Here is a 23,395-nt window from a genome sequence, read left to right as displayed (position 1 = left end):
GAAGGCAACATTATCCTGCGGTTTGCAATAAATACATGAGGATTGTCGTTAAGGAGACAATCGTTGAACCGCCATGCCGACGTGTATTCGCGCCGCTCCATTCTCACCATCCTAGCGGCATTGCCGATGACGTCGGTCATGCCACGAAGGGCAGGGGCGGTGCCCGCAATTGAAAAATCGAAGGAGAATACGATGCCCGTCGTTCACTACCGCACCCAGAAGGTGGGAGAGGTGGAGGTGTTCTACAGGGAGGCGGGCCCGGCCGATGCGCCGGTCATCCTTCTGCTCCACGGATTCCCCTCCGCCAGTCACATGTTCCGGGACCTGATCCCCCAACTGGCCGATCGCTACCGTGTGATTGCGCCGGACCTGCCCGGCTTTGGACAGACCAAGGCGCCGCCACGTGGAGTATTCACCTACAGCTTCGACGCCCTGGCTGACGTGATCGGGGGTTTCGTCGACGCAATAGGGCTTCGTCGCTACGCGCTCTACATCTTCGACTATGGCGCACCGATCGGGCTGCGCCTCTCGATGAAATATCCCGAGCGCGTCACCGCCATCATTTCACAGAACGGGAACGCCTATGTCGAAGGCTTCAGTGACGAATGGGGAGCGTGGGAAGCCTATTGGCGCAACCCGAGCGCCGCGAACCGGGAGGCGTGCCGAATATCCCTCGCACCGGATACAATCCGGAACTGGCAGTACGGCACTGGATCGGACCGGAGCCTGTTGCCGCCCGATGGGTATGAACTCGACATCGCCTACATGGCGCGTCCCGGAGCAGAGGATATCCAGCTCGATCTGATCCTCGATTATCGCAGCAACGTGGCGCTCTATCCCGCCTTCCACGCCTATTTCCGTGAGTATCAGCCGCCGCTTCTGGCGGTGTGGGGGCGCCATGACCCGGCGTTCATTCCCGCGGGGGCTGAGGCCTACAGGAAAGACCTTCCCGATGCCGAGATCCATTTGCTTGAGGCGGGGCATTTTGCGCTGGAGACGCATCACGGCGTGATTGCCGCGCATATCCGGGACTTCCTCGGCCGCGCATAAGTAGAATAAAGCTGGTTTCGATGGCTGCGTTTACTAACGCGGCCATCGGCCACCTCATGCTGCCAGATCGGCGACCACGGCGTCGAGGACGGGGAAGCCTTCCAGCGTCACGCTGAGCCGGCCCGGAGCGGGGCGGGTGATGAAGCCGCTGGCTTCCAACGCGTCGACGCGGCGGGGATCGAGCTGGAAGCCGGCGATGCGCTCGAACCGCGCGACATCGATGCCTTCGCTGAGGCGCAGGCCCATCAGCAAATATTCGTCGGCCATCTCGATCGCGTCGAGCGTTTCGTCGCTGATGACGCCGTTGCCGGTTTGCTCGACGCGCGCGGCCCAGTGTTCCGGCTGGCGCTCGGTGGACATGGCATGGCGGCCATCGGCGAGATTGATGCGCGAATGCGCGCCGGGCCCGACGCCCGCCCATTCGCCTGAACGCCAGTAGAGCAAATTGTGACGCGACTGGGCGCCCGGGCGGGAATGATTGGAAATCTCATAGGCCGGCATGCCCGCCGCACCCGTGACCTCCTGCGTGACATCCCACAGGGCCCGAGACGTGATCTCGTCCGGCATCAGGAGCTTGCCTGCGGCGTGGAGCGCCGCGTAGGGCGTGCCTTCCTCGATGGTGAGCTGGTAGAGCGACAGATGCTCGCCCGCACGTGTAAGGGCGGCGGTCAGCTCGGCGCGCCAATCTTCCGGCGATTGGCCGGGGCGGGCGTAGATCAGATCGAAAGAGGAGCGGTCGAACGTGGTCTGAGCGATCTCGATGGCCCGGAAGGCTTCCTCCGCCGAATGCATGCGGCCCAGGCGCTTCAGCTCCGCATCGTCGAAGCTTTGCACGCCGAGTGAGACGCGGTTGATCCCTGCACTGCGATAACCCGCGAACCTTTCGGCTTCCACGCTGGTCGGATTGGCTTCCAGGGTGATTTCGGCGCCGGGCTCCATCGGCCAGGTTTTGGCAATGGCGTCGAGCACGGCCGCGACCGTCTGCGGCTTCATGAGCGAGGGCGTGCCGCCGCCGAGAAAGATGCTGCGGACGCTGCGGCGGGGCGTGAGCGCGCCGAACCAGGCAATCTCCTGAGCGAAGGCGCGCGCGAAGCGTTCTTCATCGATCGGCTGATGCCGGACGTGGCTGTTGAAGTCGCAATAAGGGCATTTGGCGGCGCAGAACGGCCAATGGACGTAGACGCCGAAGCCCGGATCCTCGCTCAAGGCGCGGGAGCCTCCCCGAAGCAATTTTCGGCCAGCGCGAGGAAGGCGCGGGCGCGGTGGGACAGGCCGGAGCGGGCCTGCCAATCCACGCCGTGCTTCTCGTCTGCGCTCATCTCGCCGAACGTCCGCTCGTGCCCTTGCGGGCGAAACATCGGATCATAACCGAAACCGAGGCTTCCGCGCGGGGGCCAGACAAGGTTGCCCACAACCGAACCTTCGATTTCCTGCGCGGTGCCGTCCGGCCACATCAGGCACAGGGCCGCGACGAACGCGGCGGAGCGCTGCTGCGGCTCTCGAGCGCCACGGCTTTGAAGGTCGTCTTCCACGCGTTGCATGGCGGCGGCGAAATCCTTCGACGGACCGGCCCAGCGTGCAGAGAAGATGCCGGGCGCACCCCACAATGCCTGCACGGCCAGCCCCGAATCGTCGGCCAGAGCGGGCAATCCGCTGGCCTGGGCGGCGGCCTGCGCCTTGATGCGGGCGTTTTCCGCGAATGTGGTGCCGGTCTCCTCGGGCTCTGGGAGGCCGAGTTCACCGGCGGACACCAGGTCGAGCCCGAACGGCGCCAGAAGCTCACGGAATTCGCGCAGCTTGCCGCCATTGTGCGTGGCGATGACCAGCCGGCTGCCGCGCGAAAGGCGGCGGCTCACGCGATCGCCAGCTTCTGGAGATCGACGAGGTCGGCGATGCCCTTCTTGGCCAGCGCCATCATGCCTAGCAGCTCGTCCTCGGAAAAGGGCGCACCCTCGGCCGTGCCCTGCACTTCGACGATGCCGCCGGTGCCGGTCATCACGAAATTGGCGTCGGTCTGGGCCGTGGAATCCTCGGCGTAATCGAGATCCAGCACGGGCGTGCCGCCGACGATGCCGCAGGAGATTGCCGCCACATGGCCGCGCAGCGGGTTGGCCGGGATCATCTGGCGCGTCAGCATCCAGGTGAGGCAATCGTGCAGGGCGACCCAGGCCCCGGTGATGGAGGCCGTGCGGGTTCCGCCATCGGCCTGCAGCACATCGCAATCAACCGTGATCTGGCGCTCGTTGAGGGCGCGGAGATCGACGATGGAGCGCAGCGAACGGCCGATGAGGCGCTGGATTTCCTGCGTGCGGCCGGACGGCTTGCCGGAATTCACCTCGCGGCGTGTGCGCTCATGGGTGGCGCGGGGCAGCATGGAATATTCGGCCGTGACCCAGCCCTTGCCGCTGCCGCGCAGCCAGCCGGGAGCGCGCTCCTCAACCGATGCGGTGACCAGGACATGCGTCTCGCCGAACTTCACGAGGCACGATCCCTCGGCGTAGCGCGCAACCCCGCGTTCGAGCGAGACGCGGCGCATTTCATCGGGCGCGCGGTTGGAAGGGCGTGCGGACATGGGGACGAACCTGAAACGTGAAAGGGATCGCGCCCTTCTTGCCCCAGCCTTTGGCCGGGGGCAAGGCAGAGGATAGCGGCAGCCTCAGTGATCGAGGATCTTCGAGAGGAATTGCTGGGCGCGCGGCGAACGCTCGGTGTTGAAGAACTCGTCCTTGTCGGCGTCCTCCACGATCTGGCCGCCGTCCATGAATATGACTCGGTTGGCCACCTTGCGGGCAAAGCCCATTTCGTGGGTGACGACCATCATGGTCATGCCCTCGTGGGCCAGCTGGACCATGATGTCGAGCACCTCCGAGATCATCTCCGGATCGAGCGCCGAAGTGGGCTCGTCGAACAGCATCGCGATGGGGTTCATCGCCAAGGCGCGCGCGATGGCGACGCGCTGCTGCTGGCCGCCGGAGAGCTGGCCCGGGAATTTGTGGGCATGCGCCTCGAGCCCGACCCGCTTCAGCAGGGTGTGGCCGGTGGCGACGGCCTCCTCCTTGCCACGGCCCAAGACCTTGCGCTGGGCGAGCGCCAGATTGTCGGTGATGGAGAGGTGGGGGAACAGCTCGAAATGCTGGAACACCATGCCGACGCGCGAACGAAGCTTGGGCAGGTTGGTCTTCGGATCGTTGACCTTGATGCCGTCGACGAAGATCTCGCCCTTCTGGATCGGCTCCAGGGCGTTCACGGTCTTGATGAGGGTGGATTTGCCCGAGCCCGACGGGCCGCAGACCACGACGACATCGCCCTTGGCGATGTTGGTGGTGCAATCGGTCAGGACCTGGAAATTGCCATACCATTTGTCGACATTGCGGATTTCGATCATGGCGAGGCCTCAGCGGGGAACGGCGATCCGCGTCTGAAGACGCTTCACGAGCCGGGAAAGGATGAAGGAGATCACGAAATAGACGACGGCCGCGAACAGATACATCTCCACGAGCCGGCCATCGCGCTGGGCTATCTTGGAGGCGGCGCCGAGGAAGTCGGTGATCGACAGCACGTAGACGAGCGAGGTGTCCTGGAACAGCACGATCGTCTGGGTGAGGAGGAGCGGCAGCATGTTGCGGAACGCCTGAGGCAGGACGACGTAGCGCATGACCTGGGGATAGGTGAGGCCCATGGCGTAGCCGGCTGAGACCTGCCCCCTGGGTATGGACTGGATGCCCGCCCGCATGATCTCGGAGAAATAGGCCGCCTCGAACAGGGTGAAGGTGAGGAGCGTCGATGCAAATGCGCCGACTTGGATGGGCCGCGGCGACCCCGTGATCCATTGCCCGATATAGGGAACGAGGAAGTAGAACCAGAAGATGACGAGGACGAGCGGCAGCGAGCGGATGAAGTTCACATAGCCGGTGATCGGAATGGCGATCCAGGAGGGGCCGGCCAGGCGGCCGATGGCCAGCAATGTGCCCAAGGCTATGCCCATGACGGAGGCGAGCACCGTCAGGGTCAGGGTGAAGGTCATGCCTTCGAAGAACAGATAGCCGAGCGAGCGGCGGATGACGTCGAAATCGAAATCGGCGAACATGCCTTAGCGCTCCGCGATCATGCCGGGGACGGCGAGCCGGCGCTCGACGACGCGCATGCCGGTGACGACGATGAGATTGACGATGAGGTACAGGATCGTCGCCGCGGTGAAGGCTTCGAAGACCTGGAAGGAATATTCCTGCATGGAACGGGCCCGGGCCGTGAGCTCAAGCAGGCCGATCGTCAGCGCCACCGAGGAGTTCTTGATGAGGTTGAGGAATTCCGACGTCAGCGGCGGCAGGATGATGCGCACGGCGCGTGGCAGCAGCACGTAGCGATAGGTCTGATAGGTGGTGCAGCCGAGCGCTGTGGCCGCCTGGGACTGGCCCCTCGGCAGGGATTGGATGCCCGCCTGGACCTGCACCGCGACGCGGGCCGAGGTGAACAGGCCGAGACCGACGACCGAGGTGTAGAAGGCCGAATACGGAAGTTGCTTCAGCCAGGTTCCGGCGGCGCTCGGCAACAGCTCCGGCAGCACGAAATACCAGAGAAAAAGCTGCACCAGCAATGGGATGTTGCGGAAGAACTCGACGTAGGCGGTGCCCAGCGTCTGGCCGATGCGGGAGGGCAGGGTGCGCAGGATGCCGATGCCTGTGCCCAGAACGAGCGCGATGATCCAGGCGATTATGGAGACCTGAAGAGTTATCCAAAGGCCGTGGAACAGCAGGTCCAGATAGGTGCCGTTGCCCTCGGGCGAGAGCTCCCAGAAGATGTTCCAGTTCCAGTTGTAGCTCATGCCCGGTGCTCTGACGAAAAGGCACCAGGCGCGCAAAGCGCCTGGTGCCGGTAAGGATGGCTCGGGTTCATACCGAACGCGGGATCAGTTCTGATAATCCTTCGGATCACCGGAATCCGTCGGATTTGCAATGACCTTCTTGAAGGCTTCGCCGACGGGCAGGTTCAGGTTGATGCCGCGGGGCGGAATCGGCTGCGTGAACCATTTGTCGTAGATGCCGTTGATCTCGCCGCTCGTGTAGATCTTGGTCATGGCCTCATCGACGACCTTCTTGAAGGCCGGGTCGTCCTTGCGGAGCATGATGCCGTAGGGCTCGGTGGACAGAGCGTCCTCGGAGATCACGTAGAGCGAGGGATCCTTGGCGTTGGCCGCGAGGCTGGCGAGCAGGATGTCGTCCATCACGAACGCGGCGGCGCGATCGGTCTCGACCATGAGGAACGCCTCGGCGTGGTCCTTGGCCGGGATGATGCGCATGCCGAGGTTCTGCTCGGTGTTCATCTCGTTGATCTGCTTGATGTTGGTCGTGCCGGCGGTGGAGACGACGGTCTTGCCCTTGAGGTCGGCTACGGTCTTGAAGTTGTTGGACTTCTTGGACACGAAGCGGTTCGCCGTCACGAAGTGCGTGATGGTGAAGGCGACCTGCTTCTGGCGCTCGAGATTGTTGGTGGTCGAGCCGCATTCGAGATCGACCGTGCCGTTGGCGATCAGCGGGATGCGGGTCGCGGAGGTGACCGGGTTCAGGGCAACCTTCAAATTGGGCTCGTTCAGCTCGGCCTTAACCGCATCGGCGATCTTCAGGCACAGTTCATGCGCGTATCCCACGACCTGCTGCTTGTCGTCGTAGTACGAGAACGGGATCGAGGAATCGCGATGGCCGATCGTGATCGTGCCGCGTTCCTTGATCTTCTGAAGGGTGCCGGTGAGTTCCTGGGCGCCGGCCGGGGCGGTGAGCCCGATGGCGGCAGCCACAATGAGAAAGAGACGTCCCTTGCGCATGTTCTCTCCTGGTTCGGCGTTTATGCCCGATTTTTCGAGCGCTTATGCCTGATTTTTGGCCTTGCTCATGGCCTGGTCAGATCGTGCCCCGTCTTCTGCATCCCTGTCCAGAGGGGGTTTCCCCAGACGAAGCATAAATCATTCCAAAGTGAACAACGGCGTGGATTTGGCCCGGTTGCACCAATATCTGTAACGGGCAACGGACCGGAGGAGAAAACGTGCCGCGCAATCGTGTGCCAGCCGAGGATGCGGGTTTCGCACTGTCCGATCTGAGCGAGCGTTCGCGCGAGATCTTCCGCCAGATCGTCGATTCCTATCTTCTCACCGGGGAGCCCGTGGGGTCGCGCAATCTGTCACGCGTGCTGTCGGCGCCCCTGTCGCCGGCATCCGTGCGCAACGTTATGGCGGATCTGGAAAATCTGGGCCTCATCCATGCTCCGCACACCAGTGCGGGCCGCCTGCCGACCGAAACCGGACTGCGCTTCTTCGTCGATGCGATGCTTGAGTTCGGCGACGTGTCGGAGACCGAGCGCCGTTCGATCGAGGCCGAGGTCGCAGGCTCGAACCGGTCGCGGTCGGTGGAGGATATCCTGTCGCAAGCCTCGACGCTGCTGTCGGGCGTGTCGCGCGGGGCGGGCGTGGTGCTGACCAGCAAGCAGGACGTGCGGCTGAAGCACATCGAATTCGTTCAGCTCGAACCCCGCCGGGCGCTCGTCGTGCTGGTGGCGGAGGACGGGTCGGTGGAGAATCGGCTGCTGCCCCTGCCGCTTGGACTGCCCGCGTCGGCGCTGGTGGAGGCCAGCAATTTTCTCAATGCGCGGGTGCGCGGGCGCACGCTTCTGGAGGCGCGCGCCGAGATCGAGGCGGCGCGCATCGCAGCCTCCGCGGAGCTGAACGACCTGACGGCGGGGCTGGTGGAGGCGGGGCTTGCGGATTGGGGCGAGGGGGACGGGGATCAGCGCCGCCTGATCGTGCGCGGACAGGCAAACCTTCTGGGCGACCTCAGGGCGCTGGAAGATCTGGAGCGCGTGCGGCTGCTGCTGGACGATCTCGAAAGCAAGAAAGAGGTGATCGAGCTCCTGGGCCGGGCCGAGACGGCGGACGGCGTGCGGATCTTCATCGGCTCGGAGAACAAATTGTTCTCGCTGTCCGGCTCGTCGATGATCGCGGCGCCGTTCCGCGACCGGCGCCAGCAGATCGTGGGCGTGCTCGGCGTGATCGGCCCGACCCGGCTGAACTATGCCCGGATCGTGCCGATGGTGGACTATACCGCGCGCCTGGTCGGCCGGCTGGTGGGAGAGAATTGAGCCGCCGTCTCAGTGCAGGCTGACGGTTTCCAGCTCGTGCTCCCAGGCATTGGCGAAGGCGGCCTCCAGCGAATCCGTCAGCAGGATGGGCGTGCCGTCCGCGCCGAGAAGGGCGAACAGCTGCATGCCCGGCTCGAGGTCCGGAGCCTGCGGGAACAGCCGGTTGACCTCCTCCGATAGCATGGCGCGCACGTAAGCGATCTTGCCGTCGCCGAGACCCGCGAGCTGGGCATCGGTGAACATGCTGTGGCCGGACGTGTTGGTCTTGCTGGTGTCGATCATGATGGTACGCCTCCCGGCCCCGTACTAGCGGGCCGCAATGTCGATCTTTCGGACGGTGCGCGCGGGCTCCGGCCGGGCGAGATCGATGGTCAAAAGGCCGTGCGACAGGTCCGCGGCGAGGACGTCCATCCCCTCCGCCAGCACGAAGACGCGCTGGAACTGGCGCGCGGCAATGCCGCGATGCAGGAACATTCTCGGTGCTTCCTCGGTCTGGCGGCCGCGGATGGCGAGCTGGCCATCCTCGATCGTGACCGTCAGCTCTTCCGGCTTGAAGCCGGCGACCGCCAGCGTGATGCGGATGCGCTCCGGGACCTCGGCCTCGGCCGGCAGCCGCTCCACATTGTAGGGCGGGTAGCCGTCTCCGCTCCTCGTGGAGCGGCCGATGGCCCGTTCGATGTCCTCGAAGCCCAGCAATAGCGGGCTTGAGAGGGAAGTCATGCGCGTCACGTCAAAGCCCTTTCGGAAAGCAGCTTTGGGAAGGTGAGACCCGGAAAGCGGCATCTCTCGTTGCCCTAGAATTTGGGGAGAACGGGGCCGCTTGCAAGTGTGCCGATGCGTGCGCCGATCAAGTGCCCGTGTGCGCCGATGCACGAACGCGTGTGCCCATAGTAGGACTACCGATCCGGCCGGGCGCACCCATATGGGGCGGACCTTCCACGGAACAGCACCCCTCCCATGCAGCAGCCGATCATCCAGGTTTCCGGCGTCAGCAAGACCTATGCCTCGGGCTTCCAGGCCCTCAAGCGCATCGATCTCGACATCAAACAGGGCGAGATCTTCGCATTGCTCGGGCCCAACGGCGCGGGCAAGACCACCCTCATCAGCATCATCTGCGGCATCGTCAACGCCTCGACCGGCCAGGTGCTGGCCGATGGCCACGACATCCTGAAGGATTACCGGGCGGCGCGCTCCACGATCGGCCTCGTGCCGCAGGAACTGACCACCGACCTCTGGGAAACGGTGTGGACGACGGTGGCGTTCAGCCGCGGCCTGTTCGGCAAGGCGCCGAACCCGGCCTATCTCGAAGAGATCCTGCGCACGCTCTCGCTGTGGGACAAGAAGGACACCCGCATCATGGCGCTGTCGGGCGGCATGAAGCGCCGGGTGATGATCGCCAAGGCGCTGTCGCACGAGCCGCGCATCCTGTTCCTCGACGAGCCGACGGCCGGCGTCGACGTGGAGCTGCGGCGCGACATGTGGGAGATGGTGCGCGGCCTGCGCGAACGCGGCGTGACCATCATCCTGACCACGCATTACATCGAGGAAGCCGAGGAGATGGCCGACCGGATCGGCGTGATCCGGGGCGGCGAGATCATCCTTGTCGAGAACAAGAGCGCCCTGATGCGCCAGCTCGGCAAGAAGCAGCTCATCGTCCATTTGAAAGCGCCGCTGGACGTGATCCCGCAGGCGCTGGACGGCAGCGGGCTCGCGCTTTCGGAAAACGGCGAGGACCTCGTCTTCACGTTCGACGCCGAGGCGGAGGACAACGGGATCAGCGACCTGCTGCGCCGGCTCGACGAGAGCCGTATCGAGATCAAGGACATCCAGACGCACCAATCCTCGCTGGAGGAGATCTTCGTCGGTCTGGTCGGGGGAGGCCGGGCATGAATTATCACGGCGTGAAGGCCATCTATCTTTTCGAGATGTCGCGGATGTGGCGCACGAAGCTGCAGAGCATCGCCGGGCCCGTGATCTCGACCGCGCTCTATTTCGTGGTGTTCGGCTCGGCCATCGGCGGCCATATGAACGCGATCGACGGCGTCAGCTACGGCGCGTTCATCGTGCCCGGCCTCGTGATGCTGGCACTGCTGACGCAAAGCATCATGAACGCCTCGTTCGGCATCTACATGCCGCGCTTCTCGGGCACGATCTACGAGGTGCTGTCGGCCCCCGTCTCGCCGTTCGAGCTGGTGATGGGCTATGTGGGCGCGGCGGCGACGAAATCGGTGATCCTCGGCCTCATCATCCTCGCGACGGCGCGGCTGTTCGTGGATTTCAGCATCGACCACCCGTTCTGGATGGTGGCGTTCCTCATCCTGACCTCGGTGACGTTCAGCCTGTTCGGCTTCATCATCGGGGTGTGGGCCGACGGGTTCGAGAAATTGCAGCTGGTGCCCGCCCTCGTGGTGACGCCGCTGACCTTTCTGGGCGGCAGTTTCTACTCGATCGACATGCTGCCGCCGTTCTGGCAGACGGTGACCTTGGCAAACCCGGTGGTCTATCTCGTCTCGGGCTTCCGCTGGAGCTTCTACGGCCAGTCCGACATTGGAGTGGGCATCAGCTTCGCGATGACGTTCGTGTTCCTGATCGCCTGCCTTCTGGCGGTGCGGTGGATCTTCAAGACCGGGTATCGGATCAAGCCGTGATCAGGCGAGGACGGCGCTCGCGCCGTCCCACACCAGCTTCAGCCCGACGAGGACCATCAGGCCGTAGATGACCTTGTAGAAATGCTGGGGCGAGGTGCGGCGCACCAGCAGCACGCCCGCCCAGGCCGAGGCGATGGCGAGCGGCATCAGGACCGCCGACGTGGTCAGCGAACGCTCCGAGAACTGGCCGAGCGCCATGAAGGGCGGGATCTTCAGCCAGTTCACCACGGTGAACAGAAGCGCCATGGTGCCGACATAGACCTCGCGCGGGAGACGCTGCGGCGTGAGGTAGATCTGCGCCGGTGGGCCGCCATTGTTGGCGATCATGCTGCTGATGCCCGTGAGCACGCCCCAGAACACGCCGGCCGCATCGCTGCGCGGGCGGGGCGGGGCGTCGGCGGCCGTCAGGAAATGGCGGGCACCGAAGATGACGCAGATGGTGCCGAGCGTCAGCTGCAGCATGGCGTCCGAGATGTAGGCCGCGATCAGATAGGCGATGAACAGGCCGATGACCGCCCCCGGGAACAGCGCCCGCAGATTGGGCCAGTCCCATTTGCCCCAATAGGCCCACAGCGTGACGACATCCTGCACCATGAGGATGGGCAGCATGATGGCCGCGCCCGCGAGCGGCGAGATCTGAAGCGCGAGGATGGGAAGGGACAGCGCCCCCAGCCCGGAGAAGCCGCCCTTGCCGAGGCCAAGCAGGATGACGGCGGGGATGGCGACGACGTAAAAGCCGACATCGGTGATCATGACCTGCGGCGTACGACCGCAGGGCCCGCCGATCAAGCCGGATGTGAGACGGCGTGCGGTTTTACCGTTATCCGCATGGGCAGATCAGGCTTGGGCTTTGCCTGTTCCTGTCGTATTGGCACGACCGCGCCGCCCGGCGAGCCCTGAAGGATGCCCGCAATGCACGATTTTCGAACCCTGCGAGGAGGCGGGCCGGGGCATCTTGCCATGGCCCTGCTGGGCGCCGCGCTGCTGCTGGTGGCCGCGCCCGCGACCGCGAGGGAGGCCTGCCCGGCCGAGGCTTCGGTGACCGTGCCGATGCCCGACCCGGTCTCGGGCCGGAAATACGAAATCTATGTGAGCCTGCCCGCCGGCTATGCCGAGAGCACACGGACCTATCCCTTGCTGGTGATGGCGGATGGAGGGTGGTCGTCCCCGAAGCTCGGCTGCGAGCCGCGCCGGCTGGCGGAGGCCGGGGAGATCGACGTGGAGCCGATCGTCGTCGGCCTGTCCTATGCGGAGGGCGAGACCCGTGAGGACAGCCGCCGCCGCGATTACACCCCCGTCTCGCTGAAGGCGCGCAGCCCCATCTACGGCGAGGCCGAGGCCTATCAGACCTATATCCGCGACGTGGTGCTGAAGCATATCGCGGCGCATTACCGGATCGACCCCGCCCGCCGGATCTATTGGGGCCATTCCTATGGCGGCCTGCTGGGCGCGCGCATCCTGCTGACGGAACCCGAACTGTTCCAGACCTATCTGCTGGGCAGCCCGTCGTTCTGGTTCGGCGACAAGGCGATCTACGGCTTCGAGGAGGCCTATGCGACGCGTGCCAAGGCGCTCGACGCCCGGGTGTTTCTCTATGTCGGCGGCAAGGAAATCGCACGCTACGAGAAAGGCCGCCGAGGCAAGACGCGCGACATGATCGCGGGCATGAACGAATTCGAGGCGCGTCTGCTGTCGCGCGGGTATAGCGGGCTCAGGGTGACGTCCACGATCATCTCGGACCGTGACCACCGAAGCTCGATCGGCCCGGGGTTTTCGTGGAGCGTGTCACAGGCGCTGAAGCGGCCGTGAGGGTTTTTGGCCGAAGGGGCGGCTCAGCGCCCTTGATTGCTCAGAAACCGCCCGGCTTCTTCCATAACGGCTTGATCAATCTGCCGGGGATTGCGGCCGTCCGTTTCCCACGCATACTCGTCGAACAGTAAGGCAAATCCCTCCAGCTCGACCGCACCGCAATCCGGTTCTCTTGCGAGTGCTTCGCTGATCAGGCCTGCTCCCGAACGAAGGGTACGTTTGTGAGACAGGATCTCCCTGCATACGCCGCCTGCCTGAAGCCGATGCACGTCGGCATCGCACAGGCTGCTCAGGTTTCGCTCTGAAAAGATGAGCTCGGCGGAAGCCTTTCTGCCCACCGCATCGTCGGCCGCCACGAGGTCGAACCACGAGGCACGGGAGGTGGCGTCCAGCCTCTCTTCGAAGAAGGACATGACCTCGTCCAGGGAACGGCGCCCCAGCCGGTAGAAGGCGAAGAGGGTGCTCACCTCGTCCGCGAAAGAATTTGGTCGCTGAGGCTCAGTCATCGTTGATCACGATTTTATGGCGAGCGATCTTCAGGGTGGCAAGCGGCCGCCCTCCGCGATTATCTCTCCGGGAAGCCCTGTTCCGGGAAGCGCGATGAGTGAGGACGGCCAGAAAATTCTCGACCGGGCCTATGACGGGCTGGAGCAGGAAGTGCCGGACAAGGTGGCGCGGGCGCTGCGCTGGCTGCGCGATCCCGCATCGCGCTGGATACGCATCCCGGCGGGCGTGCTGTGCATCATCGCGGGCTTCTTCTGGTTCCTGCCGGTGGTGGGGCTGGAGTTCTTCCCCATCGGCCTGTTGCTGATCGCGCAGGACGTGCCGTTCCTGAGAAAGCCGGTGGGCCTGTTCCTGATTTGGCTGGAACGGCAATGGGTGCGGCTTCGGCGCTGGTGGGCGCGGACAATCGGCTGGCCGGCGAAGAGCGATTAGCCCAAAACGGGCTTTCCCGGTATCGCGGCCGGCCGACCCGTGCGGTTAGAACAGGCGAAACGGTGTCACATTCGAGGAGAGGGCGATGACGATACTCACCCGCCGCGCGGTGCTCGGACTGGCGGCCGGCGGTCTTGCGGCCGTGTCGCTTGCGGCCTTGAGCCTGCGGGTGGAAGCGGGGCAGGCGGTGATCGACGTGGCGCGGTCGCCGCAATGCGGCTGCTGCGGCGGCTGGATCGATCACATGCGCGCTGCCGGCTTCACGGTGAACGACCGCCTTCTCGACGACGTCGTGCCGCTGAAGACGGCTCTGGGCATCCCGGCCGATCTGCACTCGTGCCACACGGCCGTGATCGAGGGCTATGCGATCGAAGGGCATGTGCCGGCGGAGGACGTGCGGCGTCTTCTGGCGGAGCGGCCGGCGGCGCGGGGCATCGCCGTGCCCGGAATGCCGATGGGCTCTCCGGGCATGGAGGCGGGATCGCAGCGCGATCCCTATGAGGTCGTGCTGTTCGGCGCCGAGGGCCGCACGACGTTCGCGCGCCATCCGTAGGCTGATCGAGTGGGGCTGATTCAGCTATCTTTTCGGCTGGCTCGCTCGCGGTAAAGCGAGGATGGGCAGGCATCGACCCATCGATAGCTCGACAGAAGCCAAAACGAAGTGCCCGATAAGCCGAGCCGCAGATTTCAGGGAGATGGTGGAGCCAAGCGGAATCGAACCGCTGACCTCTTCAATGCCATTGAAGCGCTCTACCAACTGAGCTATGGCCCCAAACCTTTTGCCGCCGGCTGTTGGATGATGCCGGGGTAGTCCGCCGTCCGATTCGGCTCAGCCGCGCCGGACGGGTGCTCTAGAACCACAAAAGCGCGGCGACCTCAAGCCTCTTCATCGTTGGCGAGGTCGGGATCGATCAGATCGGAGACGTCGGAGCCTTCCTCGTCTTCCTCGAGGAAGGTGTCGTCGTCGGAATCGTCGTCGTCGGGGATATCGTCCTCGATCTCGAGATCCTCGTCGGCCGCGGGCGCCTTCTTGCCGGAGGCGTTCTCGTCCTGATCGGCGTCTTCGAGGCTGACCAGTTCGACATCGCCGGCCTCATCGTCCAGCAACTCCTCGCCGGCATCGGGACGGGTGTCCTTCGGCTCGGCGCGCGCGGCGCTGCGGGCGGCGGCGGCCGTGGTGACGAGCGCCGCAACCGGAACCACCATGCCCGTATAGGGCGAGATGATGGGGTTCTTGTTGAGATCGTAGAATTTGCGCCCCGTCACGGGACAGACACGCTTGGTGCCGAGTTCGGGTTTGGCCACGAAGAGATACCGATGATTGTCTGGGTTGAGGCGCTCCATGCAGCGCCAATCCTGATGTGTCAAGTAGAGGCGGCCATTGTTGGCGGCAAGAGCGCTCGCGTGCTAGAGGCTCACGGTTTTTCCACGAACCTTTGGCGGTCATGTCCCATCACAACGAGCCCTCGCCCCTTTCGGCGCGCCGCTCCGGCCCCCTGTCGGGCCGTGTTCGCGTGCCGGGAGACAAATCCATCTCGCATCGCGCGATGCTGTTCGGCCTGCTGGCCGTGGGCGAGACCACGATCGAGGGATTGCTGGAGGGCGAGGACGTGCTGGCGACCGGCCGGGCCTGCGCCGCTCTCGGCGCGACGGTGACGCGCCACGGCGAGGGCAGATGGAGCGTGCACGGAATGGGCGTGGGCGCGCTGCTGCCGCCGGACGAGCCGCTCGATTTCGGCAATGCCGGCACCGGCGCGCGCCTGATGATGGGCGTGGTGGCCGGGCATGGCATCAGCGCCGTGTTCGACGGCGATGCCAGCCTGCGCAAGCGCCCGATGCGCCGTGTGCTCGACCCGCTGGTGCAGATGGGCGCGAATGTGATGGACGCGGCCGAGGGCGGACGCCTGCCGCTGACGCTGGCCGGCACGCGCGACCCCATCCCCCTGACCTATGAGACGCCGGTGCCTTCCGCGCAGGTGAAATCGGCGGTGCTGCTTGCCGGCCTCAATTCGCCCGGCCGCACGATCGTGATCGAACGCGAGGCGACGCGCGACCACACCGAAAAGATGATGGCGCATTTCGGCGCCGACATCAGCGTGACCGAGGAGGGCCATGGCCGCCGCGTGGTGCTGGAGGGCCGGCCCGAGCTGAAGGCCGCCCATGTGAGCGTGCCGGCCGATCCGTCGTCGGCGGCGTTTCCCCTGGTGGCGGCCCTGATCGTGCCGGGCTCGGACGTCGTCATCGAGGGGATGATGGACAATCCGCTGCGCACGGGCCTCCTGACCACGCTGCTCGAAATGGGCGCCGATATCGAGGTGCTGGAGCGCCGTTACGAGGGCGGCGAGAACGTGGTGGACCTGCGCGTGCGCGGCTCGCGGCTGACGGGCGTCGAGGTGCCGCCCGAGCGCGCGCCCTCGATGATCGACGAATACCCGGTGCTGGCGGTGGCGGCGGCGTTCGCCTCCGGCACCACGATCATGCGCGGGCTGGGCGAGCTGCGCGTCAAGGAAAGCGACCGCCTGGCGGCCGTGGCCGATGGCCTGGCGCTGTGCGGCGTGACGGCGCGCATCGAGGGCGACGACCTCATCGTGGAGGGCGGCACGGTGCCCGGCGGCGGGCCGGTGGCGACCCATCTCGACCACCGCATCGCCATGAGCTTCCTGGTGATGGGGCTCGCGGCCGACGGGCCGGTGACGATCGACGACGGCGCCATGATCGCGACCAGTTTCCCGGCCTTCGGCCCCCTGATGAGTGGGCTCGGCGCGGAGATCTCTGCCGCATGATCATCGCGATCGACGGGCCCGCCGCCTCGGGCAAAGGCACGCTCGGCAAGCGGCTGGCGGCGCATTACGGCTTCGCCCATCTCGATACGGGGCTGCTCTATCGCGGCGTGGCGCGGGCGGTGCGGGCGGCCGGGCTCGATCTGGCGGACGCGATCCGCGCGGAGGAGATGGCGCGGTCGCTGGACGTGTCGACGCTCGACGGCGACGATCTGCGTGGCCCGGAAATGGGGGAGGCGGCGTCTGTCGTCGCGGCCCATCCTGGGGTGCGCCAGGCCCTGGTGGCGCTGCAACGCGATTTCGCCGCCCAGGCGCCCGGCGCGGTGCTGGACGGCCGCGACATCGGCACGGTGATCTGCCCGCACGCCGAGGTGAAGGTGTTCGTGACGGCTGATCCCGAGGAACGGGCGCGGCGGCGCCATTGCGAGCTTGCGGCGCGCGGCGATGCCATTACCTATGAAACCGTGCTGGCCGATATCCGCGCCCGCGACGCCCGGGATTCGGGGCGTTCGGTGGCGCCGCTGCGGCCGGCCGACGACGCCCGCTTGCTCGATACAACCAGAATGGATATAGAAGCGGCGTTCCGGGCCGCCGTCGCCATTGTCGACGGTGCGGGTTCGCGGCATCGCGCCTGAGCGCGGCCCGTATCTTTTCCGGACAGATCATGCGTCCCGATCCGCCGCCCGAGCGCCGGCCCGTTCTCCTCCGAGGAGGCGGTCCAAGTTTCGGCGGATGGGGGCGTTTTGCAACACGAACCGCCGGTGCTGAAGGAAATCGCCACCACATGAACGCCACGACGACCACCGCCAACCCGACCCGCGACGATTTCGCGGCGCTTCTCGAAGCCAGCTTCCAGGATCACGATGTTGCCGAAGGCAGCGTCATCAAGGGCATCGTCACCGCTATCGAGAAGGATGTCGCGGTTGTCGACGTCGGTCTCAAGACCGAGGGGCGCGTCGCGCTTCGCGAATTCGGTGGCCATGGCCGTGACCACGGCCTGAGCGTCGGCGACGAGGTCGAGGTCTATCTCGAGCGCGTCGAGAACGCGATGGGCGAAGCGGTGCTGAGCCGTGACAAGGCCCGCCGCGAAGAGAGCTGGGTCAAGCTGGAAGTGGCCTTCAACGACGGCCAGAAGGTCGAAGGCGTGATCTTCAACCAGGTCAAGGGCGGCTACACCGTCGATCTCGACGGCGCCGTGGCGTTCCTGCCGCGCTCGCAGGTCGACATCCGTCCGGTGCGCGACGTCGGCCCGCTGATGGGCATGCCGCAGCCGTTCCAGATCCTCAAGATGGACCGCCGCCGCGGCAACATCGTGGTGTCGCGCCGCACGGTTCTCGAAGAGACCCGCGCCGAGCAGCGTCAGGAACTGGTGCAGAACCTCGAAGAGGGTCAGGTCATCGACGGCGTCGTCAAGAACATCACCGATTACGGTGCGTTCGTGGACCTCGGCGGCATCGACGGCCTGCTGCACGTGACCGACATCGCATGGCGCCGCGTCAACCACCCGACCGAGGTGCTGACCATCGGCCAGCAGGTGCAGGTCAAGATCATCAAGATCAACCACGAAACCCACCGCATCTCGCTCGGCATGAAGCAGCTGCTCGCCGATCCGTGGGAGGGCATCGAGGCCAAGTATCCGGTCGAGGCCAATTTCTCGGGCCGCGTGACAAACATCACCGATTACGGCGCGTTCGTGGAGCTGGAGCCGGGCATCGAAGGCCTGATCCACGTTTCCGAAATGTCGTGGACCAAGAAGAACGTGCACCCCGGCAAGATCGTCTCCTCGTCGCAGGAAGTCGAAGTGCAGGTGCTCGAGGTCGACGCTTCCAAGCGCCGCATCTCGCTGGGCCTCAAGCAGACCCTGCAGAACCCGTGGGAAGCGTTCGCCGAGCAGTTCAAGGTCGGCTCCGAGGTCGAGGGCGAGGTCAAGAACAAGACCGAGTTCGGCCTGTTCCTGGGTCTCGACGGCGATGTCGACGGCATGGTTCACCTGTCGGATCTCGACTGGAACCGTCCGGGCGAAGTCGCCATCGAGGACTACAAGAAGGGCGACATGGTCAAGGCCGTCGTTCTCGATGTGGACGTCGAGAAGGAGCGCATTTCGCTCGGCGTGAAGCAGGTTGGCGGCAATCCGTTCGACGAGGCCCGCAGCGGCGAGCTTCGCAAGAACGCGATCGTCACCGTTGAAGTGACGGCCGTGAACGAGGGTGGCATCGACGTCAAGATCCTCGAGACCGAGCTGACCGCCTTCATCCGCCGCGGCGATCTCGCCCGCGACCGTCAGGACCAGCGCCCCGAGCGCTTCACCGTGGGCCAGCATGTCGACGCCCGCGTGACGCAGTTCGACCGCAAGGCCTCCAAGGTCGCTCTCTCCATCAAGGCGATGGAGATGGCGCAGGAGAAGGAAGCGATCGCGCAGTACGGCTCGTCCGATTCGGGCGCGTCGCTCGGCGACATCCTCGGCGCAGCGCTCAAGCAGCGCGCGGCCGGAGACCAGGACGAAGACTGAGCCTCGCGCCCGTCTTCATGATGCGACCATGAGCGGCCCGCCCGGGGATATCCGGGCGGGCCGTTTGCCTTTAAAAGACCCGCGGAACATGGGAGCGGCGAATGGCCTTTGATGCGGATGGCATTGTGGAGCGCAGGCGGCTGCGGCGGCGCGTGAGCTTCTGGCGCGTGGCGGCCCTCGTATGCGCGGCGCTGGCGCTGGTGTTCGGCGGCCTGAAGCTGTCCGGCTTCGAGCCCGGCAAGGGCACGCCCCATGTGGCGCGCGTGCAGCTGAGCGGCGTCATCCTGGGCAACGACAAGCGCCACAAGATGCTGCAGGAGATCGCCCGCAGCCGCGCGGCGGCCGTGCTGCTGGAAATCGACAGCCCCGGCGGCGGCGTCACCGCCTCGGAGGAGCTCTACCACGACATCCGCGCCATCGCCGCGAAGAAGCCCGTGGTGGCCGTGCTGGGCTCCATGGCCGCCTCGGGCGGCTATGTCGCGGCGCTTGCGGCCGACCACATCGTGGCGCGGCAGACCTCGCTGACGGGTTCGATCGGCGTTCTGGTGCAATATCCCGAGGCGAGCGGGCTGCTCGGCAAGCTCGGCGTCAACGTGCACGAGGTGAAGAGTGCGCCTCTGAAGGCCGCGCCGAGCATGTTCACGCCGACGACGCCCGAGGGTGAGGCGGCGCTTCAGGCGCTGGTGATGGACAGCTTCGACTGGTTCAAGGCGCTGGTGACCGAGCGGCGCGGGCTCGAGGGCGAGAATCTGGCGCGCGTGGTGGACGGGCGTGCCTTCACGGGGCGGCAGGCGCTCGATCTCGAACTGGTCGACGAGATCGGCGGCGAGGACGAGGCGCGGACCTGGCTCGCGGACAATCGGGACGTTTCGCGATCTCTGCCGGTGCGGGAATGGAAGCCCGAGACCTCCGGCCTGTCGGAGCTCGGGCTGGCGCGGGGGCTTGCCGCCGCCGCGGCCGACGGGCTCGGCCTGCCGGTTCTTGCACAGCAGATCCGCGCCGAGGACCGGGGCGATCTTGACGGTCTCGTGGCTATCTGGCACCCTTCCGTTGTAAAATAAAAAATAATATCCACCAATGGTTTAGGGAGAGTGGCTTGATCAAGTCTGAGCTTGTCAGCCGCGTGGCGGCCGCCAACCCGCATCTGTATCAGCGCGATGTCGAAAACGTCGTCAACGCCATCCTCGGAACGATATCGGACGCTCTGGTGCGGGGCGACCGGGTGGAGCTGCGCGGCTTCGGTGCGTTTTCGGTGAAGAGCCGGCCGGCGCGGATGGGACGAAACCCGCGCACGGGTGCGCACGTTTCGGTTTCCGAGAAGGCGGTGCCGTTCTTCAAGAGCGGCAAGGAAATGCGATCACGGCTCAATCCGGGCGTACCGGACGTGCCGGACGAGGATTGAGGGACCGGATGCGGCGTTTGCTGACGATACTCGTGCTTGTTCCGCTGGCGGCGCTGTTCGTGGTGCTGGCGCTGGCCAACCGCACGCCGGTGACGTTGTCGCTCGACCCGTTCTCGCCGGAAGTCTCTGCCTATTCGATCCAGCTGCCGCTGTTCCTCGTGATCCTGCTGTCGGTGGGGATCGGGCTTCTGGTCGGCGGGTTCGCCGACTGGCTGAGCCAGGGCCGCTATCGCCGCGAGGCGCGCGACCGCCGCTACGAGGTGCGTCGGCTGGAGGAAGAGACGGCCAATCTCCGCGCGACCGCGCCGAGCGGCGGGCTGCCGGTGCCCTATCAGGGCGAGAGCCCGAGGCTGTGAACGGCGTCTTGCCGTCCATTGTTTTCGCGGGCGCGAGCGCCATCTGAACCCGGATGCCAACCGAAATCAAAATATGCGGGCTGCGCGATGCCGCCACGCTCGACGCCGCGCTCGATGCCGGCGCCGACGATGTCGGCTTCGTGTTCTTCGAGCGGAGCCCGCGCCATATCGGGCTCGATGCGGCGGCGGAGCTGGCGAAGCGTGCGCGGGGCCGTGCCGTCTCGGTGGCCCTGGTGGTGAACCCGGACGATGCGCTGCTCGACGCCATCATGGCGCAGGTGGCGCCCGACGTGGTGCAGTTTCACGGGCAGGAAGATGCCGCGCAACTGGAGCGTTTCCGCGCGCGTCATGGTGCGCGCCTATGGAAGGCGCTTCCGGTCTCGACCGCCGAGGATCTACGGGCCGTTTCCCTCTTTGCCGATGTGGCCGACCGCGTGCTGTTCGACGCCAAGCCCCCGAAAGGGGCGGAGCGGCCGGGCGGGCATGGTCAGACCTTCGACTGGAACGTGCTGCGCGGTCTTGACCCGCAAACCCGCTTCATGCTTTCCGGAGGGCTCAATCCCGGCAATGTGGCCGAGGCCGTTCAGGCCACCGGCGCGGAGGCGGTGGATGTGTCGTCCGGCGTGGAAAACACGCCCGGCGAGAAGAGCCCCGATCTGATCCGCGCCTTTGTGCGCGCCGTGCGCGGGGCCGAGGCCCGGCAGGAGACGTTAAGCGCGTGACCGTTCAGCCCAATTCCTTCCGCAGCGGCCCCGATGAGAGCGGCCGTTTCGGCATTTACGGCGGGCGCTTCGTCGCCGAGACCCTGATGCCGAATATCCTGGAGCTGGAGCGCGCCTATGCCGAGGCCCTCGAGGACGCGGATTTCGCGGCCGAGATGTCCGGCTACATGACGCATTATGTCGGACGGCCGAGCCCGCTCTATTTCGCCGAGCGGCTGACGGAGAAGTTCGGCGGCGCGAAGATCTATCTCAAGCGCGAGGAGCTGAACCACACCGGCTCCCACAAGGTGAACAACGTGCTGGGCCAGATCCTGCTGGCCAGGCGCATGGGCAAGACGCGCATCATCGCCGAGACGGGCGCGGGCCAGCACGGCGTGGCGACCGCGACGCTCTGCGCGCGGTTCGGCCTGAAATGCGTGGTGTACATGGGCGCGGTGGACGTGGCCCGGCAGGCGCCGAACGTGTTCCGCATGAAGATGCTGGGCGCCGAGGTGATCCCCGTCCAGTCCGGCTCGAAGACGCTGAAGGACGCGCTGAACGAGGCGCTGCGCGACTGGGTGGCGAACGTGGACGACACGTTCTACTGCATCGGCACAGTGGCGGGGCCGCACCCCTATCCGGCCATGGTGCGCGATTTCCAGTCCGTGATCGGCCATGAGGTGCGCGAGCAGATGCAGGCGGCGGAAGGCCGGCTGCCCGACAGCCTGCTGGCCTGCGTGGGCGGCGGCTCGAACGCGATGGGCCTGTTCCATCCCTTTCTCGACGACCCGAGTGTCGAGATCTACGGCGTGGAAGCGGCCGGCCATGGCCTGACCGGGCTGCACGCCGCCTCGATCGCCGGCGGACGACCGGGCATCCTGCACGGCAACCGGACCTATCTGCTGATGGACGAGAACGGTCAGATCGAGGAAGGGCATTCGATTTCGGCCGGCCTCGATTATCCGGGCATCGGGCCGGAGCATTCCTGGCTGAACGATGTCGGCCGCGTGACATATCTGTCGTGCACCGACGACGAGGCGCTGGAGGCCTTTGGCGTGCTGTCGCGGCTGGAGGGCATCATCCCGGCGCTCGAATCCGCGCATGCCTTGGCCAAGGTGGCCGACCTCGCGCCGAACAAGCCGAAGGATCATCTGATGGTCGTGAACCTGTCCGGACGCGGCGACAAGGACGTGCCGCAGGTGGCCGAGATCTTGGGAACCGAACTGTGAGCGAGACCCGTATCGATCGCCGCTTCGCCCTGTGCCGACAGGAAGGCCGCGCCGCGCTCGTGACCTTCGTGATGGCCGGCGATCCGGACCATGCGACCTCGCTCGACATCGTCAAGGCGCTGCCGGGCGCGGGGGCCGATCTGATCGAGATCGGCATGCCCTTCACCGACCCGATGGCCGATGGCCCGCCGATCCAGGCGTCCGGCCTGCGGGCGCTGGCGGGCGGCGAGAACCTGACGAAGACATTGGCCCTGGTCGCGGATTTCCGCGCGGCCGACGCCGACACGCCGATCGTGCTGATGGGCTATTACAACCCGATCTACGTCTACGGCGTCGACCGCTTCCTGAAGGACGCGCTGGCGGCCGGTGTGGACGGTCTGATCGTGGTGGATCTGCCGCCCGAGGAAGATTCGGAATTGTGCCTGCCGGCGCTTGCGGCCGGGCTGAATTTCATCCGGCTGGCGACGCCGACGACGGACGACAAGCGGCTGCCGCGCGTGCTCGCGAACACGTCCGGTTTCGTCTATTACGTGTCGGTGACGGGCATCACCGGTTCGGCGACGCCGGATTTCGATGCGGTGGCGCATTCGGTGCGGCGCATCAAGGCGCACACCGATCTGCCGGTGGCCGTGGGGTTCGGCGTGAAGACCGCCGCCCATGCCGAGGCGGTGGCGCGCAACGCGGATGCGGTGGTCGTCGGTTCGGCTCTGGTCGAGGCGGTGCGCACCAGCCTCGAAAACGGGCTTGCCACGGAAAAGACCGTGTCGGCGGTTACCGACATCGTGCGCTCGCTGGCCGAGGGGGTCGAGGCGGCCCGCTCGATGGCCGCGAACTGAGCGTCGAGGGAGCG

28 protein-coding genes and 1 tRNA gene are annotated in these 23,395 nt (G+C 65.8%); 16 read left to right on the top strand and 13 right to left on the bottom strand.

Going from position 1 to position 23,395, the window contains the following annotated elements; translation table 11 throughout:
• The first annotated feature begins 192 nt into the window (after positions 1-192).
• Positions 193-1,050 carry an alpha/beta fold hydrolase gene (locus ACQ6S1_RS07955; RefSeq protein WP_445040652.1) on the top strand — a complete coding sequence of 286 codons (858 nt, stop codon included), beginning with the start codon at positions 193-195 and terminating at the stop codon, positions 1,048-1,050.
• A gap of 54 nt (positions 1,051-1,104) precedes the next feature.
• Here ACQ6S1_RS07955 and hemW read toward each other — a convergent pair whose 3' ends face one another.
• The 7 genes from hemW to ACQ6S1_RS07920 all read right to left on the bottom strand — a co-directional run bounded on the left by hemW (position 1,105) and on the right by ACQ6S1_RS07920 (position 6,868).
• Positions 1,105-2,256 (bottom strand): radical SAM family heme chaperone HemW, encoded by a 1,152-nt coding sequence (hemW, locus tag ACQ6S1_RS07950; RefSeq protein ID WP_445040651.1) that lies wholly within the window; start codon positions 2,254-2,256, stop codon positions 1,105-1,107.
• Positions 2,253-2,906 (bottom strand): RdgB/HAM1 family non-canonical purine NTP pyrophosphatase, encoded by a 654-nt coding sequence (gene rdgB, locus ACQ6S1_RS07945; RefSeq protein ID WP_445040650.1) that lies wholly within the window; start codon positions 2,904-2,906, stop codon positions 2,253-2,255. The genes hemW and rdgB overlap by 4 nt, the downstream gene beginning before the upstream one ends.
• Positions 2,903-3,622: a ribonuclease PH gene (gene rph, locus ACQ6S1_RS07940; protein WP_445040649.1), complete on the bottom strand. Its 720-nt coding sequence runs from the start codon at positions 3,620-3,622 to the stop codon at positions 2,903-2,905. The genes rdgB and rph overlap by 4 nt, the downstream gene beginning before the upstream one ends.
• 84 nt (positions 3,623-3,706) lie before the next feature.
• A complete protein-coding gene (locus ACQ6S1_RS07935; protein ID WP_445040648.1) occupies positions 3,707-4,435 on the bottom strand; it encodes an amino acid ABC transporter ATP-binding protein in 729 nt (242 codons plus the stop codon).
• Positions 4,436-4,444: 9 nt separating this feature from the next.
• On the bottom strand, positions 4,445-5,137 hold the full coding sequence (locus ACQ6S1_RS07930; protein WP_445040647.1) for an amino acid ABC transporter permease: 693 nt from the start codon (positions 5,135-5,137) through the stop codon (positions 4,445-4,447).
• 3 nt (positions 5,138-5,140) lie between these two features.
• Entirely contained in the window at positions 5,141-5,872 is a 732-nt protein-coding gene (locus ACQ6S1_RS07925) for an amino acid ABC transporter permease (RefSeq protein WP_445040646.1), read from the bottom strand.
• 84 nt (positions 5,873-5,956) lie between these two features.
• A complete protein-coding gene (locus ACQ6S1_RS07920; RefSeq protein WP_445040645.1) occupies positions 5,957-6,868 on the bottom strand; it encodes an amino acid ABC transporter substrate-binding protein in 912 nt (303 codons plus the stop codon).
• A 218-nt stretch (positions 6,869-7,086) separates the two neighbouring features.
• Between ACQ6S1_RS07920 and hrcA the strand changes: the two genes are divergently transcribed.
• Positions 7,087-8,175 (top strand): heat-inducible transcriptional repressor HrcA, encoded by a 1,089-nt coding sequence (gene hrcA, locus ACQ6S1_RS07915; protein WP_445040644.1) that lies wholly within the window; start codon positions 7,087-7,089, stop codon positions 8,173-8,175.
• A 9-nt stretch (positions 8,176-8,184) separates the two neighbouring features.
• Here the strand turns inward: hrcA and ACQ6S1_RS07910 are convergent, their stop codons facing one another.
• Positions 8,185-8,457 carry a BQ00720 family protein gene (locus tag ACQ6S1_RS07910; protein ID WP_445040643.1) on the bottom strand — a complete coding sequence of 91 codons (273 nt, stop codon included), beginning with the start codon at positions 8,455-8,457 and terminating at the stop codon, positions 8,185-8,187.
• A gap of 24 nt (positions 8,458-8,481) precedes the next feature.
• Complete coding sequence (locus ACQ6S1_RS07905) at positions 8,482-8,895, bottom strand: Hsp20 family protein (protein WP_445040642.1); 414 nt, start codon at positions 8,893-8,895, stop codon at positions 8,482-8,484.
• A gap of 237 nt (positions 8,896-9,132) precedes the next feature.
• Here ACQ6S1_RS07905 and ACQ6S1_RS07900 point away from each other — a divergent pair, with 237 nt between their 5' ends.
• Both ACQ6S1_RS07900 and ACQ6S1_RS07895 read left to right on the top strand, forming a co-directional pair.
• Positions 9,133-10,065 carry an ABC transporter ATP-binding protein gene (locus ACQ6S1_RS07900; protein WP_445040641.1) on the top strand — a complete coding sequence of 311 codons (933 nt, stop codon included), beginning with the start codon at positions 9,133-9,135 and terminating at the stop codon, positions 10,063-10,065.
• Complete coding sequence (locus ACQ6S1_RS07895) at positions 10,062-10,823, top strand: ABC transporter permease (protein WP_445040640.1); 762 nt, start codon at positions 10,062-10,064, stop codon at positions 10,821-10,823. The genes ACQ6S1_RS07900 and ACQ6S1_RS07895 overlap by 4 nt, the downstream gene beginning before the upstream one ends.
• On the opposite strand, the gene ACQ6S1_RS07890 is transcribed toward ACQ6S1_RS07895, so the two are convergent.
• On the bottom strand, positions 10,824-11,576 hold the full coding sequence (locus ACQ6S1_RS07890) for a sulfite exporter TauE/SafE family protein (protein WP_445040639.1): 753 nt from the start codon (positions 11,574-11,576) through the stop codon (positions 10,824-10,826).
• Positions 11,577-11,735: 159 nt separating this feature from the next.
• On the opposite strand from ACQ6S1_RS07890, the gene ACQ6S1_RS07885 reads away from it, so the two are divergent.
• On the top strand, positions 11,736-12,632 hold the full coding sequence (locus ACQ6S1_RS07885) for an alpha/beta hydrolase (RefSeq protein ID WP_445040638.1): 897 nt from the start codon (positions 11,736-11,738) through the stop codon (positions 12,630-12,632).
• Between the two features lie 23 nt (positions 12,633-12,655).
• Here ACQ6S1_RS07885 and ACQ6S1_RS07880 read toward each other — a convergent pair whose 3' ends face one another.
• The gene (locus ACQ6S1_RS07880) at positions 12,656-13,099 is read right to left on the bottom strand and encodes a hypothetical protein (protein ID WP_445040637.1); all 444 of its coding nucleotides are present in this window, start codon (positions 13,097-13,099) and stop codon (positions 12,656-12,658) included.
• Positions 13,100-13,232: 133 nt separating this feature from the next.
• Here ACQ6S1_RS07880 and ACQ6S1_RS07875 point away from each other — a divergent pair, with 133 nt between their 5' ends.
• Together ACQ6S1_RS07875 and ACQ6S1_RS07870 are read left to right on the top strand one after the other, a co-directional pair.
• A complete protein-coding gene (locus ACQ6S1_RS07875) occupies positions 13,233-13,568 on the top strand; it encodes a hypothetical protein (RefSeq protein WP_445040636.1) in 336 nt (111 codons plus the stop codon).
• An 85-nt stretch (positions 13,569-13,653) separates the two neighbouring features.
• A complete protein-coding gene (locus tag ACQ6S1_RS07870; RefSeq protein WP_445040635.1) occupies positions 13,654-14,121 on the top strand; it encodes a DUF411 domain-containing protein in 468 nt (155 codons plus the stop codon).
• 143 nt (positions 14,122-14,264) lie between these two features.
• Here ACQ6S1_RS07870 and ACQ6S1_RS07865 read toward each other — a convergent pair.
• Positions 14,265-14,340, bottom strand: a tRNA-Ala gene (locus ACQ6S1_RS07865).
• 104 nt (positions 14,341-14,444) lie between these two features.
• Positions 14,445-14,873 carry a TIGR02300 family protein gene (locus ACQ6S1_RS07860; RefSeq protein WP_445041239.1) on the bottom strand — a complete coding sequence of 143 codons (429 nt, stop codon included), beginning with the start codon at positions 14,871-14,873 and terminating at the stop codon, positions 14,445-14,447.
• 140 nt (positions 14,874-15,013) lie between these two features.
• Between ACQ6S1_RS07860 and aroA the strand changes: the two genes are divergently transcribed.
• The 9 genes from aroA (at position 15,014) to trpA (ending at position 23,381) form a co-directional block, all read left to right on the top strand.
• Entirely contained in the window at positions 15,014-16,351 is a 1,338-nt protein-coding gene (gene aroA / locus ACQ6S1_RS07855; RefSeq protein WP_445040634.1) for a 3-phosphoshikimate 1-carboxyvinyltransferase, read from the top strand.
• The gene (gene cmk, locus ACQ6S1_RS07850) at positions 16,348-16,983 is read left to right on the top strand and encodes a (d)CMP kinase (RefSeq protein WP_445040633.1); all 636 of its coding nucleotides are present in this window, start codon (positions 16,348-16,350) and stop codon (positions 16,981-16,983) included. Before aroA ends, cmk begins: the two co-directional genes overlap by 4 nt.
• Positions 16,984-17,132: 149 nt before the next feature.
• Complete coding sequence (gene rpsA, locus ACQ6S1_RS07845; RefSeq protein ID WP_445040632.1) at positions 17,133-18,857, top strand: 30S ribosomal protein S1; 1,725 nt, start codon at positions 17,133-17,135, stop codon at positions 18,855-18,857.
• 101 nt (positions 18,858-18,958) lie between these two features.
• Positions 18,959-19,918 carry a signal peptide peptidase SppA gene (gene sppA / locus ACQ6S1_RS07840; RefSeq protein ID WP_445040631.1) on the top strand — a complete coding sequence of 320 codons (960 nt, stop codon included), beginning with the start codon at positions 18,959-18,961 and terminating at the stop codon, positions 19,916-19,918.
• 35 nt (positions 19,919-19,953) lie between these two features.
• Positions 19,954-20,259, top strand: coding sequence for an integration host factor subunit beta (locus ACQ6S1_RS07835; protein ID WP_445040630.1), 306 nt, complete (start codon positions 19,954-19,956; stop codon positions 20,257-20,259).
• 8 nt (positions 20,260-20,267) lie between these two features.
• Positions 20,268-20,615 (top strand): lipopolysaccharide assembly protein LapA domain-containing protein, encoded by a 348-nt coding sequence (locus tag ACQ6S1_RS07830; protein ID WP_445040629.1) that lies wholly within the window; start codon positions 20,268-20,270, stop codon positions 20,613-20,615.
• Positions 20,616-20,668: 53 nt separating this feature from the next.
• Positions 20,669-21,337, top strand: coding sequence for a phosphoribosylanthranilate isomerase (locus ACQ6S1_RS07825; RefSeq protein WP_445040628.1), 669 nt, complete (start codon positions 20,669-20,671; stop codon positions 21,335-21,337).
• Entirely contained in the window at positions 21,334-22,545 is a 1,212-nt protein-coding gene (gene trpB / locus ACQ6S1_RS07820) for a tryptophan synthase subunit beta (RefSeq protein WP_445040627.1), read from the top strand. The genes ACQ6S1_RS07825 and trpB overlap by 4 nt, the downstream gene beginning before the upstream one ends.
• A complete protein-coding gene (gene trpA / locus ACQ6S1_RS07815) occupies positions 22,542-23,381 on the top strand; it encodes a tryptophan synthase subunit alpha (RefSeq protein WP_445040626.1) in 840 nt (279 codons plus the stop codon). Before trpB ends, trpA begins: the two co-directional genes overlap by 4 nt.
• Positions 23,382-23,395 lie beyond the last annotated feature (14 nt).

Source organism: Terrihabitans aquatilis, from assembly GCF_052542005.1.
This window is presented reverse-complemented; position numbering and strand designations above follow the sequence as displayed.

What these genes read in the sequence shown, in the direction of transcription:
- ACQ6S1_RS07955 (WP_445040652.1), top strand. Translation starts at nt 193, where the DNA reads ATGCCCGTCGTTCACTACCGCACCCAGAAGGTGGGAGAGGTGGAGGTG.
- rph (WP_445040649.1), bottom strand. Translation starts at nt 3,622, where the DNA reads ATGTCCGCACGCCCTTCCAACCGCGCGCCCGATGAAATGCGCCGCGTC.
- ACQ6S1_RS07935 (WP_445040648.1), bottom strand. Translation starts at nt 4,435, where the DNA reads ATGATCGAAATCCGCAATGTCGACAAATGGTATGGCAATTTCCAGGTC.
- ACQ6S1_RS07930 (WP_445040647.1), bottom strand. Translation starts at nt 5,137, where the DNA reads ATGTTCGCCGATTTCGATTTCGACGTCATCCGCCGCTCGCTCGGCTAT.
- ACQ6S1_RS07925 (WP_445040646.1), bottom strand. Translation starts at nt 5,872, where the DNA reads ATGAGCTACAACTGGAACTGGAACATCTTCTGGGAGCTCTCGCCCGAG.
- ACQ6S1_RS07920 (WP_445040645.1), bottom strand. Translation starts at nt 6,868, where the DNA reads ATGCGCAAGGGACGTCTCTTTCTCATTGTGGCTGCCGCCATCGGGCTC.
- ACQ6S1_RS07910 (WP_445040643.1), bottom strand. Translation starts at nt 8,457, where the DNA reads ATGATCGACACCAGCAAGACCAACACGTCCGGCCACAGCATGTTCACC.
- ACQ6S1_RS07905 (WP_445040642.1), bottom strand. Translation starts at nt 8,895, where the DNA reads ATGACTTCCCTCTCAAGCCCGCTATTGCTGGGCTTCGAGGACATCGAA.
- ACQ6S1_RS07900 (WP_445040641.1), top strand. Translation starts at nt 9,133, where the DNA reads ATGCAGCAGCCGATCATCCAGGTTTCCGGCGTCAGCAAGACCTATGCC.
- ACQ6S1_RS07895 (WP_445040640.1), top strand. Translation starts at nt 10,062, where the DNA reads ATGAATTATCACGGCGTGAAGGCCATCTATCTTTTCGAGATGTCGCGG.
- ACQ6S1_RS07890 (WP_445040639.1), bottom strand. Translation starts at nt 11,576, where the DNA reads ATGATCACCGATGTCGGCTTTTACGTCGTCGCCATCCCCGCCGTCATC.
- ACQ6S1_RS07885 (WP_445040638.1), top strand. Translation starts at nt 11,736, where the DNA reads ATGCACGATTTTCGAACCCTGCGAGGAGGCGGGCCGGGGCATCTTGCC.
- ACQ6S1_RS07875 (WP_445040636.1), top strand. Translation starts at nt 13,233, where the DNA reads ATGAGTGAGGACGGCCAGAAAATTCTCGACCGGGCCTATGACGGGCTG.
- ACQ6S1_RS07870 (WP_445040635.1), top strand. Translation starts at nt 13,654, where the DNA reads ATGACGATACTCACCCGCCGCGCGGTGCTCGGACTGGCGGCCGGCGGT.
- aroA (WP_445040634.1), top strand. Translation starts at nt 15,014, where the DNA reads ATGTCCCATCACAACGAGCCCTCGCCCCTTTCGGCGCGCCGCTCCGGC.
- cmk (WP_445040633.1), top strand. Translation starts at nt 16,348, where the DNA reads ATGATCATCGCGATCGACGGGCCCGCCGCCTCGGGCAAAGGCACGCTC.
- rpsA (WP_445040632.1), top strand. Translation starts at nt 17,133, where the DNA reads ATGAACGCCACGACGACCACCGCCAACCCGACCCGCGACGATTTCGCG.
- sppA (WP_445040631.1), top strand. Translation starts at nt 18,959, where the DNA reads ATGGCCTTTGATGCGGATGGCATTGTGGAGCGCAGGCGGCTGCGGCGG.
- ACQ6S1_RS07830 (WP_445040629.1), top strand. Translation starts at nt 20,268, where the DNA reads ATGCGGCGTTTGCTGACGATACTCGTGCTTGTTCCGCTGGCGGCGCTG.
- ACQ6S1_RS07825 (WP_445040628.1), top strand. Translation starts at nt 20,669, where the DNA reads ATGCCAACCGAAATCAAAATATGCGGGCTGCGCGATGCCGCCACGCTC.